The organism is Bradyrhizobium sp. USDA 4461 (assembly GCF_054055655.1).
The window spans coordinates 2,028,455-2,047,951 of sequence record NZ_JBSRXM010000001.1 but is presented as its reverse complement, the minus strand read 5'-3'; the positions used below and the strand labels follow the sequence as shown (position 1 = coordinate 2,047,951).

Here is a 19,497-nt window from a genome sequence, read left to right as displayed (position 1 = left end):
GCGGCGAGGCAGCGGTGAGTTCCTGCGGAGGGTGTCGTCCCGTCAACCGCCGGACGACACTTTCCGCCAGAGTCCGACCGCTTGATCTGCGCCTTCAACGTATCCTCGACCACGCGGTCGAACGATGACGCCCGCGCTCTCGCGGTGCTCGGCGATGTTGTCACGCTTGGCGACCAGCGCGGCGAGCTTCTCGTTCAGCGCCTTGCGCTGCGCGATCTGCTTTCACTTTTCGGGATCATTCTCTGATGGAATCGGCTAATCTGCCTGGATGGAGTCACCCGCCCGCCAGATCGCGCTTGTTCCTGCGCCCGACCGACGCCAGTCGGAGACCGCGCTTGCGATCGCGCGCGGCACCGCGCGACTTCTGAGATCGCTGGGATTCTCCTGCATCAGCGAATTGCCGCTGCCGTCCGGCCGCCGTGCCGACCTGGTCGCGCTGAACGAGCGCGGCGAGATCTGGATCGTCGAGATCAAGTCGTCGGTCGAGGATTTGCGTGCCGACCAGAAATGGCAGGACTACCGGATGCATTGCGACCGGCTGTTCTTCGCCTTCACGCAGGATCTGCCGTGCGAGATCTTCCCGGTCGACACCGGCCTGATCATCGCCGACGCCTATGGCGCGCACCTGCATTGCGAGGCGCCGGAGCATCGCCTGCCGGCGGCAACCCGCAAGGCGATGACGGTGCGCTTTGCGATGGCCGCGGCGCAGCGGATCAATCGCCTGATCGATCCGCAGGGACATGAGTTTTAGGGTAGACGCGATCTTGACCCGTCATCCTGAGGTGTGAGCCTTGCGGCGCAATTGCGCCGCTTGGCGAGCCTCGAAGGATGAATCGGCCCGGCTGGTGGCCGTCGACCCTTCGAGACGGCCGCTTCGCGGCCTCCTCAGGGTGACGGAGATGGAGGTGTACGAGGAGCTCCGTAGCCCGGATGAAGCGCAGCGCAATCCGGGTAAGCCCGTCCGCGGATGATGCGTCCCGGATTTCGCTTCGCTCCATCCGGGCTACGTCCCACAAACGCAAATGGCCGGGCAAGGCCCGGCCATCGCGAAACCAAAATGAACCCGTCGCCTAGCGCGGCGCGCGCTTGGCGAGGATGCGCTGCAAGGTGCGGCGGTGCATGTTGAGACGGCGCGCGGTCTCCGAGACGTTGCGGTTGCACATCTCGTAGATGCGCTGGATGTGCTCCCAGCGCACGCGGTCCGCCGACATCGGATTGGCCGGCAGCTCGGACTTCTCGGTGCCGGTCGCAAGCAGGGCAGCGACGACGTCGTCGGCATCGGCGGGCTTCGAGAGATAGTCGACGGCGCCCATCTTCACCGCGGTGACGGCGGTGGCAATGTTGCCGTAGCCGGTCAGCACGATCGCGCGCGCCTCGGGGCGCTTGCGCTTCAACGCCGACACGACGTCGAGACCGTTGCCGTCGCCGAGCCGGAGGTCGACGACCGCGAACGCGGGAGCGGCGCGGCCGATCTCGGCAATGCCGTCGGACACCGTATCGCATGACTTCACCGAGAAGCCGCGCGTCTCCATCGCGCGCGACAGGCGTTCCAGGAACGGCTTGTCGTCCTCGACGATGAGGAGCGATTTGTCAGCATGGTCATTCAGTTCAGCGATTGCGTTCACGATCCATTTTTCCCTGTGATAGACCCGCTGAATATGGGGTTGCACTGGGGCGCTGCCAAGGCAGCCGAAAGTCGCGGTGGCTGCATCCGGTATGCCAGAGGCGCGATTGAGAACCGTTCTTAAGATGACGCCTCTGTGTCTCCCGCCGATTCCTCGAAGCGCTCGCGCGGCCACACGATCTGCACCACGGCGCCGTGATCGGGAAAGGTGCGATTGGTAAACGATACCTTGGCTCCGGTGCGTTCCAGCAGCGTCCGCGCGATGAAAACGCCCAAGCCCAAGCCGCCACGGGCATTTTGGGCCTCATCTGCGCCCCGACGGCGCGACAAATAGGGCTCGCCGATCCGCTTCAGCATGTCGGGCGCGATGCCCGGGCCGTCGTCGGAGACGACGATCTCGATGGTTTCGGCGTTCCACCAGGCGTTCACCTCGACGGTCTGGTGGGCGAAATCAACCGCATTTTCGAGAATGTTTCCGACGCCATAGAGGATCGCCGGATTGCGTGCTGCGACCGGCTCGCGCGTTGCTGCGACAGCAAGCCGCACCTTGATGTTGATACCGAAATCGCGATGCGGCGCCACCGCCTCCTCGATCAAAGTCGACAGCTTCATGGTGTCGAATGGCGCGCCGCTCGATGACAATTGCGCAATCTTGCTCAGGATGTCGCGACAGCGCTGCGCCTGCTCGCGCACCGTCTTCAGGTCGCCGGTGATCGCCGGGTCATGCACCGTCTTCTCGAGCTCGCGCGAGATCAGGAAGATCGTCGATAAGGGCGTGCCGAGTTCGTGCGCGGCGGCGGCGGCGAGGCCGTCGAGCTGCGTCAGATGCTGCTCGCGCGTCAGCACCAGCTCGGTCGCGGCAAGCGCGTCGGAGAGCTGGCGCGCCTCCTCGGTCACCTGGAATGCATAAAGGCTGGTGACGCCGATCGCGAGCAGGATCGAGAGCCAGACGCCGATCAGATAGATCGGCGGCAGCACCAGCGGATCGTCGTTATCCCAGGGCAGCGGCAGATGATAGAAGAACAGTGCCGAGGCGCAGGCGACCGCAAGGCAGCCGAGCGCCATGGTCAGCCGGATCGGCAGCACCGTGGCCGAGATCAGGACCGGCGCCAGGAACAGGAACGAGAACGGGTTCTGCAGGCCGCCGGTGAAGTACAGCAGGCCGCCGAGCTCGACGATGTTGATCGCGAGCAGGGCCGCGGCATAGGCCGGCTCCAGCCGCTGCATCGGGTTGAACGCGACCTGCAGCGCCAGATTGAGCAGCGCCGAGAAGGTCACGATGGTGACGCAGGGGACGATCGGAACGTCGAATTCCAGTCCCTGCGCCACGATGAAGATCGCGACCAGCTGGCCGAGCGCGGCGAGCCAGCGCAGCCGCAGGATCGTATCCAGGCGGACATAGCGGCGGGGTTGGCGGAAATCGGAAGCGACGTCGGTCATGCCTGGACTTTAGCTGTGCCGCGGGCGGCGCACAAATTCGCGACTTAGCGCAAGGACGTGTGCGAAGCCTTGCGCTTATTGTCGCAATGGCTCAATGACGGCCATATGCAACAGAGCGGGACAGGTCCGGCGCAAACGCCCGCGGCCGATCAGGACGGATCGGCCGCGATCGACGTTGCGCACCTCGTCAAGGTCTACAAGACCACCCGCGCGGTCGACGATATCTCGTTCCGCATCGCCCGCGGCAGCATCACCGGCCTGCTCGGCGGCAACGGCGCCGGCAAGACCACGACCATCGCAATGATCATGGGGCTGGTGCTGCCGACCTCGGGCAGCGTCGCGGTGCTCGGCGCCAAGATCCCCGAGCAGCGATATGACGTGCTCGGCCGGATGAATTTCGAGAGCCCCTATGTCGACATGCCGATGCGGCTCACGGTGCGGCAGAACCTGACCATTTTCGGCCGGCTCTATGCCGTGAAGCATCTGCGCGAGCGGATCGACCAGCTCGCCGCGGATCTCGATCTCAAGGAATTTTTGGACCGCGCCAACGGCAAGCTCTCCGCCGGGCAGAAGACCCGCGTCGCGCTGGCCAAGGCGCTGATCAACGCGCCGGACCTGCTGCTGCTCGACGAGCCGACCGCATCGCTCGATCCTGACACGGCTGACTGGGTGCGTGAGCATCTCGAGACCTATCGCAAGACCCATAACGCGACCATCCTGCTGGCATCGCACAACATGCTGGAGGTCGAGCGGCTGTGCGACCGCGTCATCATCATGAAGCGGGGCAAGATCGAGGACGACGACAGCCCGGAGCGGATCATGGCGCGCTACAACCGCGACACGCTGGAGGAGGTGTTTCTCGACGTGGCCCGCGGCCGTCTGCGCGAGGGCGCTCCGGAGGGCACACCATGAGCGAGATCGTCAGCCATCCGCCGCGCGGCATTTCCCTGCATCGCATCAACGCGATGGTGCTGCGCTATTGGTATCTCCTGATGTCGTCATGGCCGCGGCTCTTGGAGCTGATCTACTGGCCGGCCTTGCAGATCATCACTTGGGGCTTCCTGCAGAACTACATCTCGCAGACATCCGGCTTCTTCGCCAAGGCCGGCGGCACGCTGATCGGCGCCGTCATCCTGTGGGATATCCTGTTTCGCGGCCAGCTCGGCTTCTCGATCTCGTTCCTCGAAGAGATGTGGGCGCGCAATCTCGGCAACCTGATGATGAGCCCGCTGAAGCCGATCGAATTCCTGCTCTCGCTGATGATCATGAGCCTGATCCGGCTCGCGATCGGCGTGATCCCGATGACGCTGCTGGCGCTGGTCTTCTTCGGCTTCAACTTCTACGCCATCGGGCTGCCGCTGATCGCGTTCTTCTGCAATCTGATCTTCACCAGCTGGTCGGTCGGCGTGTTCGCCTCCGGCCTCGTGCTGCGCAACGGGTTGGGCGCGGAAAGCATCGTCTGGACGCTGATGTTCGCGGTGATGCCGCTCGCCTGCATCTACTATCCGGTCGAGGTGCTGCCGGGCTGGCTGCAAGTGGTCGCCTGGACGCTGCCGCCGACCTATGTGTTCGAGGGCATGCGCTCGCTGTTGATCGACCACGTCTTCCGCGCCGACCTGATGGTTTGGGCGCTCGTCATCAACGCCATCCTGTTCGCTGCCTCTTTTGCGGTCTTCCTTGCCCTTTTGCAGAGCGCCAAGCGCCACGGCTCACTGCTGTCAGGTGGTGAATAAATGTCACTTTCTCGTGGATTTCCGGTGTTTTAGCCCGATATCGGCCCCACATGGGTCTCGCGGCGCATTGACGCATTGTTGCGCATTGGTCAGTATGCTGCGGCGCAAACAGGGGTCTGAGAACTACAATGCCCATCGGTGAATTTGGCGGTGCCCCGCCACTCGTGGCGGAAGGCAGCCCGGCACTCACGACGCCGCTGTACTGGATGTATGAGATGGCGCACGCGTCGCTCAACCCCGCGCGTGCCGTGACCGACGCCACCAAGATCCTGTTTCAGAACCCGCTCAATCCGTGGTCGCATACCGAGTTCGGCAAATCGATCGCTGCCGGCTGCGAGCTGTTCGAGCGCACCACGCGCCGCTACGGCAAGCCGGACTGGAACCTGCCGACCACCGAGGTCAACGGCGTCCGCACACCGGTCGAGGTCCGTTCGATCTGGGAAAAGCCGTTCTGCCGCCTGTTGCATTTCGATCGCAAGCTGACGCGTCCGCTGCGCGCGCCGCAGCCGCGCGTGCTGATCGTGGCGCCGATGTCGGGCCACTATGCGACGCTGCTGCGCGGCACGGTCGAGGCATTCCTGCCGACGCATGAGGTCTACATCACCGACTGGGCCGATGCGCGCATGGTGCCGCTCGCGGAAGGGCGGTTCGATCTCGACGACTATGTCGATTATCTGATCGAGATGCTGCATGCGCTCGGCGGCAACATGCACGTGATTGCCGTGTGCCAGCCGTCGGTGCCGGTTGTTGCGGCCGTCTCGGTGATGGAAGCCAACAACGATCCCTTTGTACCGCTGTCGATGACGCTGATGGGCGGTCCGATCGACACCCGCCGCAATCCGACCGCGGTCAACAACCTCGCGGAAGAGCGCGGCATCGAATGGTTCCGCAACAATGTCATCACCAAGGTGCCGTTCCCGCATCCGGGCGTGATGCGCGACGTCTATCCGGGCTTCCTGCAGCTCAACGGCTTCATCAGCATGAACCTGGATCGGCACATGGACGCGCACAAGGCGCTGTTCGCCAATCTGGTGAAGGGCGACGGCGACCTCGTCGACAAGCACCGCGAATTCTATGACGAATACCTCGCGGTGATGGATCTCACCGCCGAGTATTATCTGCAGACCGTCGACCTCGTCTTCGTCAAGCACGCGCTGCCGAAGGGCGAGATGACCCATCGCGGCAAGCCGGTCGATCCGTCGAAGATCCGCCGCGTCGCGCTGATGACGGTGGAAGGCGAGAAGGACGACATCTCCGGCCTCGGTCAGACCGAGGCGACGCACGCGCTCTGCACCGCGATTCCGAACCATCGCCGGGTGCACTATGTGCAGAAGGGCGTCGGTCATTACGGCGTGTTCAACGGCTCGCGGTTCCGCTCCGAAATCGTGCCGCGGATCTCCGATTTCATGGTTTCGGCGGCCAATACGCGGCTTTCTCTGGTCGCTGCGGCAGAATAGGTATCGTCCCGGCCGCGATTTTCGCGGTCGCGCAAGCCACTGATTTAACTAAAAGATTCTCAAATCGGGCTGCGAACAAGGGGTGAATTTCGTTTCATCTCATGGGCCTTTTTAGATATTCGGATTCATCAGAAAAAATCCGGTTCCAGCCCCAGCCGGTAGAGGTCAGTTAACGGCCGACCCCTGTATATTGGGCAAATGATTTGTTTTTGCGCCGAGCGCTTTCCCTGGCGGCGGATATGGCAAAGTTCGGGCGAACTCCTGCTCCCCGGACTTTCAGACATGGCTACTCGCGCGCTCCTCTATCGGCGGCCTGCCGAACCCGCGACCGTATTGGTCAGACACGGCTCCCAGTTTTTCACCGTCAGGTTGCGCCGGCACAGGCGTGCGCGCCGCTATACGCTCAGAATCCATCCGACCGATCGCGAAGCGATCCTGACGATGCCGCCGCGCGGCACGATCGTCGAAGCCAAGGAGTTCGCCAACATCCATGGCGGCTGGATCGCCGCCCGTCTTGGCCGTTTGCCGAAGGCCGCGCCGTTTCAGCCCGGCACCGTGGTGCCGTTGCGCGGCGTGCCGCATCGGCTGGTGCATCGCTCGGGCGAGCGCGGCACGGTGTGGACCGAGACCCGCGACAGCGGCGAGAAGATCCTGTGCGTCGCCGGCGGCGTCGAGCACATGGACCGCCGGGTGCATGACTTCCTCAAGCGCGAGGCGCGCAAGGATTTGCAGAAGGCGGCGGCGCTGCATGCCGCGGAACTCGGCGTGCGGGTGCGGCGGATCTCCATCCGCGACCAGTCCAGCCGTTGGGGCTCGTGCACCTCGGCGGGCTCGCTGTCGTTCTCGTGGCGGCTGATCCTGGCGCCGCCCTTCGTGCTCGATTACCTCGCCGCGCATGAGGTCGCGCATCTCGTCGAGATGAATCACTCGGCGCGGTTCTGGCGGGTGGTCGACAAGGTCTGCGCCTCGGTCACGCGCGCCAAGACCTGGCTCGACACCCACGGCAACGACCTGCACCGCTACGGAATCCAGGAGTAGGCGAGATTCTCGTCGCTCTGCCCATCTGACGCACAGCGTCTCCGCCACCCCTGCTGTCATCGCCCGCGAAAGCGGGCGATCCAGTATTCCAGAGGCATTCGTGTTCAACCGATAAGCCGCGGCGTACTGGGATCCCCCGCATGCGCGGGGGATGGCAGTTGGATTCGCGGTGCCTAACGCTTACCGAAACAACCGATCCGCGAGCCAGCCATCCAGCCCTGCTGCCGCTTCCGGCCGCGCGTTCGGGTTGGGTGGCGGTGCGGAGGCGCGGGCCGGCATCGGCGAAGGTTGGCGATAGTAACCGCCGGATGGCACCGGCGCCGGCGGCGGGGCCTGCATCGGCGGTTGGATCTGCAGCGGCGCTGATGGCGCTGATGGCGCGGTGACCTGCGACGAGATCTGCATCAGGTTCGCCGGTCCCCAACTGCCCTGCGAGTTCGGGATCGCCGCCACCGGCACGCCCTGATGCGCTGATTTCATGAAGCGGGTCCACACCTCCACCGGCAGGCCGCCGCCGGTCGCCTTCTTGGTCGGCGAATTGTCGTCATTGCCGAGCCACACGCCGGTGACGAGCTTGGCGGTGTAGCCGATGAACCAGGCGTCGCGATAATCCTGGCTGGTGCCGGTCTTGCCGGCGGCGGTCCAGCCCGGAATCTCGGCCTTGCGCGCGGTGCCCGAGATCAGCGTCTCGCGCATCATGGCGTTCATCATCGCGTCATAGCGCGGCTCGATCACCTGGTTGGGCGGGTCGGTCGGTCGGTCGTAGAGCAGTTTGCCCGTACTGGTCTTGATCCTGGTCACCACATGCGGCGACACCGCGTAGCCGCCATTGGCGAACGGCGCATAGGCGCCGACCAGTTCGAGCACGGACACTTCCGAGGTGCCGAGCGCGATCGAGACGTTGGGCTCGAGCTTGGATGAGATGCCGAGCCGATGCGCGGTGCGCACCACATTCTTGGGCCCGACCTCGACGCCGAGCCGCACCGCGACCGTGTTCAGCGACATCGCCAGCGCCTGGGTCAAGGTCACCGAGCCGAAATATTCGTGGGTGTAGTTCTCCGGCTTCCAGCCCTTGATGTCGAGCGGCGCGTCGGTGCGGATGGTGTCGGGCGTCAGCCCGGCCTCGACCGCGGTGAGATAGACGAATGGCTTGAACGACGAGCCCGGCTGCCGCTTCGCGGTGACCGCGCGATTGTACTGGCTCTCGGAATAGTTCCTTCCGCCGACCATGGCCCGTACCGCGCCGTCGGGCGTCATCGCCACCAGCGCGCCCTGGCTGACGTTGAACTTGACGCTCTTGGCGGCGAGCTCGTCGATCACGGCGGCTTCCGCGACGCCCTGCAGCTTCGGATCGATCGTGGTCTGCACGATGATGTCCTGGTCGATCTGGCCGACCAGGTCGTCGAGCACTTCGCCGATCCAGTCGGCGACATAGTTCACGGTGCCGGCGCCGGCCGGCTTCACCGCGATCGAGGGCTGGCCGATCGAGGCCTTTGCCTGGGCCTCGGTGATGAATTTGGCGTCGGCCATCGCCGCGAGCACGACCTGGGCGCGCTGCTCGGCGCCTTCCGGGTTGCGGTTCGGCGCCAGCCGCGACGGCGATTTGACCAGGCCCGCGAGCATCGCCGCTTCCGGCAAGGTCACGTTCTTCGCCGACTTGCCGAAATAGCGCTGCGCGGCGGCCTCGACGCCGTAGGCGCCGGAGCCGAAATAGACGCGGTTGAGGTAGAGTTCGAGGATCTCGTCCTTGGAGTGCTTGCGCTCCAGCCACAGCGCAAGCTCGGCCTCCTGCAATTTGCGCTGCATGGTGCGTTCCTGGGTCAGGAACAGGTTCTTGGCGAGCTGCTGCGTCAAGGTCGAGCCGCCCTGCGAGACGCCGCGATGCAGCAGGTTGGTTGCGGCTGCGCGCAAAATGCCGACCGGGTCGACGCCGAAATGCGAATAGAAGCGGCGGTCCTCGATTGCGATGAAGGCCTTCGGCAGATAGGGCGGCAGATCCTTCAACGCGATATTGGCGCCGGCCATCTCGCCGCGCTGCGCCAGCACCGAGCCGTCGATGCCGACGATCTGGATCGTCGGCGGGCGCTTGGGAATTTCCAGCGACTGGATCGGCGGCAGATGCGCGCCGACCCACACCACGACACCGATCACCGCAATGCCGGCCCACAGGCCGAGCACCGCGGTCCAATAGAACAGCCGGCCGATACCGAAGCCGCGCGACTTGCTGCGTCGTTTGGTGCCGCTGCGCGACGGGCGCGGTCTCTCGCTACCGGATTCGTTGCCCTTGTCGGCGCTCTTGGATTTCGATTTGGCAGGTTTGCCGTCGTCACCGCCGCCGGGAATGCGGTCGGAAGGCGACAGCCTGAGATCGGCAAGCGCGGCCGGAAGCCCGAACAGCGGCTCCTTGCGTCCACCGCCTTTTTTACGTCCCCACGCCATCCGCAACGCTCACACCGCACCGGGCCGCACGCTAGCGTTCCCGGTTTAAGGCGCGGTTACGCAAAGCTTAACGGGGGATTAGGAGGTGGGGCAGCGCGTGCTACATTGAGGTGGAACAAAGGAAAACGGGGAGCACCGCATGGGCCATATCGATCCGACCAAGGACGTGTTTGCGCAATTCCGGGACAACAACCGGCCGGGCCCGATCCACATGCTCAACCTGGTGCGCTTGCGCGAATGGGCCGCCTATCCCGACGGCCGCAAGGCGACCGGCGCGGAAGCCTATGCGGCCTACGGCCGCGACAGCGGGCCGGTGTTTGAACGGCTCGGCGGTCGCATCGTCTGGCAGGGTCGCTTCGAGCTGATGCTGATCGGCCCGCAGGAGGAGCGCTGGGATCACTGCTTCATCGCGGAATATCCAAGCGTCGCCGCCTTCGTCGAGATGATCCGCGATCCCGTCTATCGCGAGGCGGTGAAGCACCGCCAGGCCGGCGTCGAGGATTCGCGGCTGATCCGGCATGCGGTGCTGCCGGTCGGGAAGAATTTCGGCGAGATACCGGAGTAGCCGCGCGAGCTGCACGCACTCGTTGTCCCCGTCATCCTGAGGTGCGAGCGCAGCGAGCCTCGAAGGATGAATCGGCCACAGCCGGGCCGTCGGCCCTTCGAGACGCCGCTTCACGGCTCCTCAGGGTGACGGTGATAGGGTGGTCCGCAAAGACAATCGGCGGCCGAAAGGCCGCCGATTGCAGTTCAAACCTGCGCGAACCGCTAGCCCGCCGGGCCGGCGTCCTCAAGGATCGGGCCGAACAGCTCCCAGCGCTCGCCGTTGAAGCGCATCATCTGCAGCTGCTTGTTGACGCGATAGTCGTTCGGCGTGGTGTTGCCCTTGATGCCGGGCAGTGCCATGTCGAGGTCGACGTTCTTCAGGTTGGTCGCCTGCTTCAGCACGTTTTCGCGCGTCAGCTCGTCGCCGCACTGCTTCAGCACATGCACCATCAGCTGCGCGGTCGAGTAGCCATAGGTGTTGAAGTTCGAGTTCTTGTCGCCGTCGGGATAGTACTTGGCCATGAAGTCGAAATAGCGCTTCATGCCCGGATCGTCCTTCCACTGCGGATCGGCCGGATCCTTGCCGTAGTTGGTCGAGATCAGGCCCTTGGAGGCCTCCAGGCCCGCGGGCTGCAACACCGCGCCCACCGAAGTGGCGTTGATGTCGACGATGTGGATCGGATGCCAGCCGAGCTCGGCGATCTTCTTGATCGCCTGCGCGGCCTGCTTCGGCGTCGAGGCCGAGAAGAACAGGTCGGCGCCGGCATCCTTGATCTTGATCACCTGGGAATCGATGGTCGGGTCGGAGACCTCATAGGAGGCTTCGGCCACGATCATCTTGGCCGCCTTGTCGCCGAGGCCGGCCTTGATGCCGTTCAGGTAGTCCTTGCCGAGGTCGTCGTTCTGATAGAGCACGCCGATCTTGGCGTTCGGATGCTCCTTCAGGATATACTGGCCGTAGATGCGGCCTTCGACGAAGTAGTTCGGGTTGAAGCCGAGCGTCCAGGGGAAGTTCTTCGGGTCGGTGAACTTCGAGGCGCCGGTCGCGGCGAACAGCTGCGGCACCTTCTTGGCGTTGAGATATTTCTGCACCGCGGCGTTCGACGGCGTGCCGACGATCTGGAAGGTGAGCAGCACCTCGTCGCTCTCGACCAGCTTGCGCACCTGCTCGACGGCTTTCGGCGGCGAATAGGCGTCGTCATACTGGATCAGATTGATCTTGCGGCCGTTGATGCCGCCCTGATCGTTGATCATCTTGAAATAGGCCGCCTGGGTCTTGCCGATCGAGGCATAGGCGGAGGCCGGTCCGGAGAACGGCACGGTCTGGCCGATCTTGATCTCGGTATCGCTCGCGCCGGGATCGTATTTCTTCTGCGCGGAGGCCGCCGTTGCCGACAGCGCGATTGCGAGCGCCGTTGCCGTGACCAGGTGGAAAATCCCGTTCCTCATAATGCTGTTTCCCTCACGTGACTGATGTTGGCCGATGATCTTGTCCGCGGGTTCAAGATCCCGCGGCCGCCATCGCTTGCGCCGGATACTGGAGGAACCGTTGCTGCGACGCAAGACGAGCAGTGCCGAAAAGGTGAGCGATTTCAGTCAACCAAAGTAGGGGGCGCTGCGAAAGGAAGGGCGCGGGGGGAGTGATGTGCGCATCACGAAAGGGAGTTAGTTCGTCGAACCGACCGATGGAAACGCATTATCTCCGTCATCCTGAGAGCTTGTGACGGATTCGGCTCCTGCGGAGTTTTTGGCGGCTGTTCGTCGCAGCAATTGGCAGGTTTGAGTTCGAGTTCGGCGATGACCCGTTGTTTAGGCTCTGGAGAGGCGGTTGCCTTGCAGGATGTTGTTGACGAGGGCGTACCAGAGCACGACGGCACGGACCTTTTCGATGCCGCGCACGGTCAATTGCCGCAGGTCCCAATTGCGCCAGCGGGCATGGATGCACTCGCAGATCGACCGGGACCTGTATCGGGCCTTGCCCTCTTCGCTCGCCATTCGCGCACGCCAGGCCAACACCCCCGGACCGTCGCCGCGCCGCGGTAGATAGGGATCGGTACCGTGCTTGGATTGAGTGGGCGGACAAAAGATATCGATGCCCTCGGCATAGGCCCATTCGATGTCCTCGGCACTGCCAAAGCCGCCATCGACGAGATGGTCCTTGGGCAACCCTCCGGGCCGCGCACGCTGCCGCTCCAGCATGGGGCGCATCAGGCCGCGATCGGATCCGATGTTGCAAATTCTGGTGTCGACGACGATCTGCTCGCCGGCCACGCTCGTCACCTGCACGTTGTAGGCGGGGCGGAAGCCGCCGTTCGCCATCTTCATGACCCGTGCATAGGCGTCCGTCGTGGAGGCCCGCGGCTCCTTCGGCGTCTTGCCGTTGCCGCGACTTTCTTCGCGCTCCTTGCGCTGCTGCTTGATCTCGGCGAGCGCCGTCTGCGCCGCCTTCACCCGCGCGCTGCGTTCCCGCGCGGCCCGCTCCTTGGCTGCCCGGGCACGCTTATTGCTGGCGTCCGAGCGTGTGTCGACCTCGCGCTTGAGGTCTTCCACCACGGCCTCAGCCTGCGCCAAATGCTTATCCAGCGTCGCCTCGCGCCGGAACGAGGCGGCCCCGGCGCTGGCCCGGACCCGCATGCCATCCTGCGCCAAGGTCTCCAGATCGACGAGACCGGCCTTTGCCAACGCTGCCAGATGCTCACTGAGCAGTCGGTCAAGCAGATCGGCGTTGCCGACCCGGAAGTCCGCCAGCAGGTGATAGTTCACCGACACCCCGCCGCACAGCCAGCGATAGGCATCGTGGCTCTCGCACAGCCGCTCCAACGCCCGCGCGCTGCCAACGCCTTCGCTGGCGGCATAGAGCCACAGCGCCAGCAAAAGCCGGGGCGAGGTCGCGGGGTGACCGGGACGATCGCCGCGAGCCTTGATCCGGTCCTCCAACTCACTCAGATCAAGCTCTTCGACATAAGACCAGATCAGCCGCACCGGATGGTCTTCCCCGATCAGGCTCTCAATATCAACCGCTCGCAGCGCAATCTGGTCGCGCTGGGGCTCACGCAGCCGCGGAGCGCCGGGCAAGCCCGCTTCGACTGGTGGCTTCGCCTGCTCCGGCAGGTCCCCAAACAACTCATCGGCAGCCAACATCACCTCCCGCGAATCCATCATCGCCAGAGAATCACACCGCGCCGGCTTTCGGCTATAATGCTCGCTGAAACCCCAAAAAAATCACACCCTCTGAGGAGCGCCACCGGGTCCGCGCAAAGCGCGGCCCGATGACAGGCTCCGCGCGTCTCGAAGGATGAACGGCCCCAGCTGGGCCGTCGTGCTTCGAGACGGCCGCTGCGCGGCCTCCTCAGCATGACGGATCTCAAAACGGCAAACGACCTAACCCGCCGGCCCCGTATCCTCGATGATCGGGCCGAACAGCTCCCAGCGCTCGCCGTTGAACTTCATCATCTGCATCTGCTTGTTGATGCGATAGTCGTTCGGTCCGGTTGTGATCGACATGCCGGGCAGCGCCAGCGACGGCACGAACTTCTTCAAGCTGGTCACCTGCTTCATCAGGTTCTCGCGGGTGAGATCGTCGCCGCACTGCTTGAGCACCTGGACCAGCAGCTCGGCCGTCGAATAGCCATAGGTGTTGACGGTGTTGAGCTTGTCGCCGTCAGGATAATACTTGTCCATGAAGGCGAAATAGGCCTTCACGCCGGGATCGTCCTTCCACTGCGGATCGGCGGGGTCCTTGCCGTAATTGGTCGAGATGATGCCCTTGGAGATGTCGAGGCCGGCCGGCTTCAGCGTCGCCGACACCGGGCTCGCATTGATGTCGAGGATGTGCACCGGGTGCCAATCCAGATCCGCGATCTTGCGGATCGCCTGCGCCGCGAATTTCGGCGTCGAGGCATCATAGACGAGGTCGACGCCGGCGGCCTTCAGCTTGACGATCTGGGAATCGACGGTCGGGTCGGTCAACTCGTAGGAGACCTCGGCGACGATCATGCTGGCGGCCTTGTCGCCAAGTCCGCTCTTCAGGCCGGTGATGTAATCGCGGCCGAGATCGTCGTTCTGGTAGAAGATGCCGATCTTGGCGTTGGGGTGATTGGCCAGGATGTATTTGGCGTAGATGCGGCCCTCGGACTGGTAGTTCGGGTTGAACGCGATCGTCCACGGCGCGTTCTGCGGATCGGAGAAGCGCGAGGCGCCGGTGGAGGCGAGCAGTTGCGGCACCTTCTTGGCATTCAGGTATTTCTGCACGGCGGCATTTGACGGCGTGCCGATGATCTGGAACGTGAACAGCACCTCGTCGCCCTCGACGAGCTTGCGCACCTGCTCCACCGCTTTCGGCGGCGAGTAGGCGTCGTCATACTGGATCAGGTTCAGCTTGCGGCCGTTGATGCCGCCGGAATCGTTGATCATCTTGAGATAGGCCGCCTGGGTCTTGCCGATGCCGGCATAGGCGGATGCCGGGCCCGAGAACGGCACGGTCTGGCCGATCTTGATCTCGGTGTCGGTGGCGCCGATGTCGTATTTCTTCTGCGCGGTGGCTGACGTAACCGACAACGCGATGGCAAGCGCTGTCGCAGCGAGCAATTGCACGCTCCTCATGTCCGTGACCTCCCATGTTGCCGATGATCTTGTCCGCAAGCGATGGGCCGGCGGATGTCACCGTTGCCGGGGATGATGGAGGAAGGGCAGGGGCATTGCAAGACGAGGCATCCTGCGCGCGATGTCGCGGAATTCGGGTGGACGCCGCCGGTCGGGGAATGAAAGTATCGCCGAGCGTGACCGATTTCCGCGAGATCACAATGGCCGACCGCAAGACTGCCCAGACCTTCAATCTCGACCGCCTGAAGACGCCGATCGGCACCGCGCTGCTGGTGACCGATGACGACGGCGTGCTGCGCGCGCTCGACTGGGACGACTATGAAGGGCGCATGCTCGAACTGCTGCGGCTGCATTATGGCACGGTCACGCTGCGGGACGATCGCGCGCCGGCTGCGATGCGCAAGGCGCTCGGCGACTATTTCAAGGGCGATCTCGACCGCCTGACCGATGTTGCATGGCGCGTCGCCGGCACGCCGTTCCAGCAGAAGGTCTGGCACGCGCTGCCGACCATTCCGCCCGGCACGACGATGAGCTACGGCGCGCTGGCTTTGAGGCTGAAAGCGCCGAATGCGATGCGCGCGGTCGGCCACGCCAACGGCTCCAACCCGATCAGCGTCGTCGTGCCCTGCCATCGCCTGATCGGCGCCAACGGCTCGCTGGTGAAATATGGCGGCGGGCTGGAACGCAAGCGCTGGCTGCTGCGCCACGAGGGTGTGGAGATATAGCGGCCCGCTCTGCCAGGCCGCGAGACAATCAATCGAGGTCTTCGCGGGGCATATTGCGCAGATCACGCACGATGTAGAGGAAGACGATCAGTGAGGGCACCCAGGCAAGGATCGCGCCGACCAGCATCGCATCGACCGTCGTCATCGGGACTCTCCTTGCGCGCTATCGGTCAGGCCGGCTTTCTGGACGGGCTGTCGTTGGTCCTGGCCAGGGGATAGAGCCACTTCCAATAGGCCTTGTTGCGCTCCAGTTGCCGCTTGTAGACGTCGCGACATTGCGTCGAGCAGAACTGCTCGAAGTGCCAGCTATGCCGGATCAGCCCGAAGGGACGCCTGCATCCGGGATTCCCGCAACGGGGTGTCATGATACGGCCTCCGCCTCCAGCTGCGCATTCGCCCGCCAAAGCCAGCGAATGAAGTTCTCCTGACCTTTGTAAAGACAGAGCCGTCCGCAGTAGCGCTCGCCCGCCGGATTGCGCAGGCAGATGATCTTGGGCTGTTCGCTGTCACACTGGGCGCAGCGCGGTTCCGCACGCATGGCGACCTCCCTCCCGAGGAATTGCCACTTGCCAATCGAAATGTCTGATGCTGTCCATGCCGCCGATCATCCCGATGGGCGACGGCGCGAAACCTCGCGCCATCATCGTCTGTCCGCAACCTGTCCAGATGTTTCGCGGCATTATCCCTGCGTATACGCGAAGCGAACTCATTCGCTCGTCGCTGTGCCGGGCTGCGCGAGCGCGGCATCGAGGCATCTGATCAGGGCATCGCCGTCAAAGGGCTTGATCAGGAAGCAGATCGCGCCCGCCTCCATGGCCCGGGCCCGGTCGGCCTCGACGGAGAACGCCGTGATGAAGATGAACGGAAAGCGTCGTCCACCGGCAATCAGATGGGCTTGCAGGTCGAGCCCGCTCATCGCCGGCATCCTGACGTCGGTGATCACGCAGGATGTGTCGCTGAGGTGGGGCGAGTGCAGGAATTCCTCGGCCGACGCGTAGGTCTCGACCGCGTAGCCCAGCGATCTGACGAGATTGTCGGTCGCGGTGCGGACCGACAGATCGTCGTCGATGATTGATATCACTGGCGGATTGGACAAAAGGGTCTTCCTGGGGACGGGCGGAGGGCCTGCGGTCTGTGCACTGATACGGGGCACAGTGCGTCGCCGACCGGGGCCGGAGAATCATACTTAGGTTTGTGCGCTGCCGGATGCCGGCCCGATTCCGAGCGTCTGTGCCATCCTGACCAGATCGGGCAACGACTTCGCGGCCATTTTCCGCATGATATGCCCGCGGTGGATCTTGACCGTAATCTCGGCCACGCCGATTTCGGCGGCGACCTGCTTGTTCATGAGGCCTGCGGTCACGAGGCTCATGATCTGACGCTCACGCGGCGTCAGGGCCGCGAAGGCTGCGCGTAAGTTGGCGAGAACCCTCGCGTCATCGCGCCGGCTCTTGTCGCGCTTGATCGCTGTCGTGACGGCATCCAGCATGTCCTGATCGCGGAATGGCTTGGTCAGGAAATCGACGGCCCCCGCCTTCATGGCCCTGACCGTCATCGGGATATCGCCGTGACCGGTCATGAATATGATCGGAATATGAATGTCGGCCTTGGCCAGCTCCGCCTGAAAGTCGAGCCCGCTCAGCCGGGGCAGCCTGATGTCCAGGATCAGGCAGCTCGGGACATCCGGAAGCTTGTGCTGCAGAAATTCATGCGCCGACCCGAACACGGCGGTCCGCAGGCCGACCGACCGGAACAGATTGTTCAGTGCGTCCCGCACCGAGGCATCGTCGTCGACGACGAACACGATCGGATCCTCGGCGTTTGTGGGCGGCGATGCGGCGCGTCCAGTCACCATGCGTGATCCTCTTGACGCAGTGGCAGGGTAAACTGGAATGTCGCGCCGCGGTTGCTGTTCCCGGTCGCCGACAGCCGGCCACGGTGAGCTTCGACGATCGAGCGGCAGATCGACAATCCCATCCCCATGCCGCTGGCCTTGGTGCTGTAGAAGGCGTCGAACAGCCGCTCGACGTTTTCTGCCGCGATCCCGACCCCACAGTCGGTGACCGCAACCACGATCTGCCCGGCATCGTCCTGGCGCGTCCGGATCACGAGTTGCCGCGGCCGGTCCATGACCGGCTGCATCGCCTCGATGCCATTCATGACCAGGTTGAGGATGACTTGTTGCAACTGGATGCGGTCGGCGACCACAGGCGGAAGCGCGGGAGCGAGCTCGAGCTGCAAGGATACGTGTTGGCTTTGCAACTGATGTTGCACGAGGCCGATCACCTCGTTGATGGCTTCATTGATGTCGAGCGGCGCCTTCTGGTCGGCGGTCTTGTTCACCAGCGCGCGGACGCGCTGGATGACCTCGCCCGCCCGGTTGCCATCGCTGATGATCGACCTGACCGCGCCGCGCGCTTCGTTCAGATCGGGGGCCGCACGGTTGAGCCAGCGCAGGCATGCGGCGGCGTTGGCGACCACCGCGGCAAGCGGCTGGTTCACCTCATGGGCGATCGATGCCGCGAGCTCACCGAGCGCAGTCACCCGCGTGACGTGCGCGAGGTTGGTCTGCGCGTCATGCAGCTCGGCCTCGGCGCGCTTGCGGGCGGTCACGTCGGTGACGGCGCCGACAAACTCGGTGTCGCCCGCGAGGTTGGTCACCGCATGCGCCCTGGCGTGGACATGTTTGATCGTCCCATCCGGCATCAGCAGCCGGTAGCCATGCTCGAAGTCGTTGCCGTCGAGCGAGGCGCGGTCGATGGTGCGTTGCACGCGGCTGCGATCATCCGGATGGACGCGTTGCAGCACCGTGGCGTGCTTGATCGAAGGAACCCGGTCGAATTCGAAGATCCTGAACGTCTCGTCCGACCAGATGATCTCGCCGCTGGCGACGTGCCAGCCGAAGCTGCCGGTGTGGCTCAACCGCTGGGCTTCGGTCAGATACATCTCGCTCTGCTGCAGCGCATTCTCGGCCTGTTTGCGCTCGGTGATGTCCTCGCATGCGATCAGGACGATCAACTGACCGTCGAGCCGTCGCACGGCCTTGGCGTTCTCACGCACCCAAAGCCTTGAAGCGTCCTTGCGGACCTTGCGGATTTCCCAGCTGTGGGGCTGGCCGATCTTGTCGAGGCACGCCGCGACGTTGCGCAGGACGATATCGCGGTCTTCGGCGGCAAACACCCGCAGCACGGATTGCCCGAGCAATTCGTCGACGGTGTAGCCGAGTTGCGCCGCGCCGAACGTGTTGACCGACAGCACGAGGCCCGTCGCGTCGACCATGAAGTACATGACCGGGTTGTGCTCGAACACCTCCTTCCACTGTGCTTCGCTGTTGCGCAGCGCTTCCATCGCGCGCTGTTCGCCGCTGGCCTGGCCGCGCAACATGGCTTCCATTCGCCGGTGGGTGCGGGCCGCCAACCGCATCACGAGCAGCGCCGCGGCAAGCGAGGCGACGAGCAGTGCCAGCGCAATCAGATGGGCGGAAGCCGTGGGCTGCGGAGCAAGCAACAGCCCCACGCAGGTGGCGGCCAGGGCCAGCACCATGCCGCCGAGCAGCCATTGCTCGGCCGACCAGGACTTCATGGTGGGGATGCGCATCATTGGCAGCACCAGCACTTGGCAAGGTACTTGGCACAGGACTGGCTATGGCACTTTGCCATCACACTTGGCCATCACAGGCCGCGCTGCGTCGCCAGGTGACCGCCATCATCAGCGGCGACAACGTCGCCCCAACGGCCGCACATTAGCAGCTTTCTCGACGCCCGGCCCGGATCATGCGGGCCTTTTTGACGTTCCGCTGCTGGGGCATGCGGTCGCCCGGACAGCGAATTCGCCCGTGACGCCCAGGCCGGGGTTGCGGATAAACCTAAGTATGTCGTCCCCATCCGAATGTA

Annotated in this window: 19 protein-coding genes; 8 read left to right on the top strand and 11 right to left on the bottom strand. The window is 64.2% G+C overall.

What is annotated here, in order from left to right; genetic code table 11:
* Positions 1–81 precede the first annotated feature (81 nt).
* Positions 82–246 (top strand): hypothetical protein, encoded by a 165-nt coding sequence (locus ACVINW_RS09605; protein ID WP_456751067.1) that lies wholly within the window; start codon positions 82–84, stop codon positions 244–246.
* A gap of 22 nt (positions 247–268) precedes the next feature.
* On the top strand, positions 269–751 hold the full coding sequence (locus ACVINW_RS09600) for an MmcB family DNA repair protein (protein WP_456751066.1): 483 nt from the start codon (positions 269–271) through the stop codon (positions 749–751).
* 319 nt (positions 752–1,070) lie between these two features.
* On the opposite strand, the gene ACVINW_RS09595 is transcribed toward ACVINW_RS09600, so the two are convergent.
* Entirely contained in the window at positions 1,071–1,625 is a 555-nt protein-coding gene (locus ACVINW_RS09595; RefSeq protein ID WP_021077587.1) for an ActR/PrrA/RegA family redox response regulator transcription factor, read from the bottom strand.
* A gap of 119 nt (positions 1,626–1,744) precedes the next feature.
* Positions 1,745–3,064, bottom strand: coding sequence for an ActS/PrrB/RegB family redox-sensitive histidine kinase (locus ACVINW_RS09590; protein WP_456751065.1), 1,320 nt, complete (start codon positions 3,062–3,064; stop codon positions 1,745–1,747).
* A gap of 105 nt (positions 3,065–3,169) precedes the next feature.
* Here ACVINW_RS09590 and ACVINW_RS09585 point away from each other — a divergent pair, with 105 nt between their 5' ends.
* The 4 genes from ACVINW_RS09585 (at position 3,170) to ACVINW_RS09570 (ending at position 7,292) form a co-directional block, all read left to right on the top strand.
* A complete protein-coding gene (locus ACVINW_RS09585) occupies positions 3,170–3,976 on the top strand; it encodes an ABC transporter ATP-binding protein (RefSeq protein WP_456751064.1) in 807 nt (268 codons plus the stop codon).
* Complete coding sequence (locus tag ACVINW_RS09580) at positions 3,973–4,797, top strand: ABC transporter permease (RefSeq protein WP_456751063.1); 825 nt, start codon at positions 3,973–3,975, stop codon at positions 4,795–4,797. Before ACVINW_RS09585 ends, ACVINW_RS09580 begins: the two co-directional genes overlap by 4 nt.
* Before the next feature lie 128 nt (positions 4,798–4,925).
* Positions 4,926–6,254, top strand: coding sequence for a polyhydroxyalkanoate depolymerase (locus tag ACVINW_RS09575; protein ID WP_456751062.1), 1,329 nt, complete (start codon positions 4,926–4,928; stop codon positions 6,252–6,254).
* A gap of 198 nt (positions 6,255–6,452) precedes the next feature.
* The gene (locus ACVINW_RS09570; RefSeq protein WP_456751061.1) at positions 6,453–7,292 is read left to right on the top strand and encodes a M48 family metallopeptidase; all 840 of its coding nucleotides are present in this window, start codon (positions 6,453–6,455) and stop codon (positions 7,290–7,292) included.
* A 180-nt stretch (positions 7,293–7,472) separates the two neighbouring features.
* On the opposite strand, the gene ACVINW_RS09565 is transcribed toward ACVINW_RS09570, so the two are convergent.
* On the bottom strand, positions 7,473–9,731 hold the full coding sequence (locus tag ACVINW_RS09565) for a transglycosylase domain-containing protein (RefSeq protein WP_456751060.1): 2,259 nt from the start codon (positions 9,729–9,731) through the stop codon (positions 7,473–7,475).
* A gap of 139 nt (positions 9,732–9,870) precedes the next feature.
* Here ACVINW_RS09565 and ACVINW_RS09560 point away from each other — a divergent pair, with 139 nt between their 5' ends.
* Positions 9,871–10,296: a DUF1330 domain-containing protein gene (locus ACVINW_RS09560; protein ID WP_456751059.1), complete on the top strand. Its 426-nt coding sequence runs from the start codon at positions 9,871–9,873 to the stop codon at positions 10,294–10,296.
* A gap of 203 nt (positions 10,297–10,499) precedes the next feature.
* Here ACVINW_RS09560 and ACVINW_RS09555 read toward each other — a convergent pair whose 3' ends face one another.
* The 3 genes from ACVINW_RS09555 to ACVINW_RS09545 form a co-directional block, all read right to left on the bottom strand.
* Positions 10,500–11,726: an ABC transporter substrate-binding protein gene (locus tag ACVINW_RS09555; RefSeq protein WP_456751058.1), complete on the bottom strand. Its 1,227-nt coding sequence runs from the start codon at positions 11,724–11,726 to the stop codon at positions 10,500–10,502.
* A gap of 360 nt (positions 11,727–12,086) precedes the next feature.
* On the bottom strand, positions 12,087–13,418 hold the full coding sequence (locus ACVINW_RS09550; RefSeq protein WP_456756305.1) for an IS1182 family transposase: 1,332 nt from the start codon (positions 13,416–13,418) through the stop codon (positions 12,087–12,089).
* Between the two features lie 240 nt (positions 13,419–13,658).
* Positions 13,659–14,879: an ABC transporter substrate-binding protein gene (locus ACVINW_RS09545; protein WP_456751057.1), complete on the bottom strand. Its 1,221-nt coding sequence runs from the start codon at positions 14,877–14,879 to the stop codon at positions 13,659–13,661.
* A 200-nt stretch (positions 14,880–15,079) separates the two neighbouring features.
* Here ACVINW_RS09545 and ACVINW_RS09540 point away from each other — a divergent pair, with 200 nt between their 5' ends.
* Complete coding sequence (locus ACVINW_RS09540; protein ID WP_456751056.1) at positions 15,080–15,604, top strand: methylated-DNA--[protein]-cysteine S-methyltransferase; 525 nt, start codon at positions 15,080–15,082, stop codon at positions 15,602–15,604.
* A gap of 170 nt (positions 15,605–15,774) precedes the next feature.
* On the opposite strand, the gene ACVINW_RS09535 is transcribed toward ACVINW_RS09540, so the two are convergent.
* From ACVINW_RS09535 to ACVINW_RS09515, 5 genes are all read right to left on the bottom strand, one after another.
* Complete coding sequence (locus ACVINW_RS09535) at positions 15,775–15,969, bottom strand: hypothetical protein (protein WP_456751055.1); 195 nt, start codon at positions 15,967–15,969, stop codon at positions 15,775–15,777.
* On the bottom strand, positions 15,966–16,142 hold the full coding sequence (locus ACVINW_RS09530; protein ID WP_456751054.1) for a hypothetical protein: 177 nt from the start codon (positions 16,140–16,142) through the stop codon (positions 15,966–15,968). The genes ACVINW_RS09535 and ACVINW_RS09530 overlap by 4 nt, the downstream gene beginning before the upstream one ends.
* Before the next feature lie 168 nt (positions 16,143–16,310).
* On the bottom strand, positions 16,311–16,700 hold the full coding sequence (locus ACVINW_RS09525) for a response regulator transcription factor (RefSeq protein WP_456751053.1): 390 nt from the start codon (positions 16,698–16,700) through the stop codon (positions 16,311–16,313).
* A 90-nt stretch (positions 16,701–16,790) separates the two neighbouring features.
* On the bottom strand, positions 16,791–17,459 hold the full coding sequence (locus tag ACVINW_RS09520) for a response regulator transcription factor (RefSeq protein ID WP_456751052.1): 669 nt from the start codon (positions 17,457–17,459) through the stop codon (positions 16,791–16,793).
* Positions 17,453–19,204: a PAS domain-containing sensor histidine kinase gene (locus ACVINW_RS09515; RefSeq protein WP_456751051.1), complete on the bottom strand. Its 1,752-nt coding sequence runs from the start codon at positions 19,202–19,204 to the stop codon at positions 17,453–17,455. Before ACVINW_RS09515 ends, ACVINW_RS09520 begins: the two co-directional genes overlap by 7 nt.
* Positions 19,205–19,497: the final 293 nt, after the last annotated feature.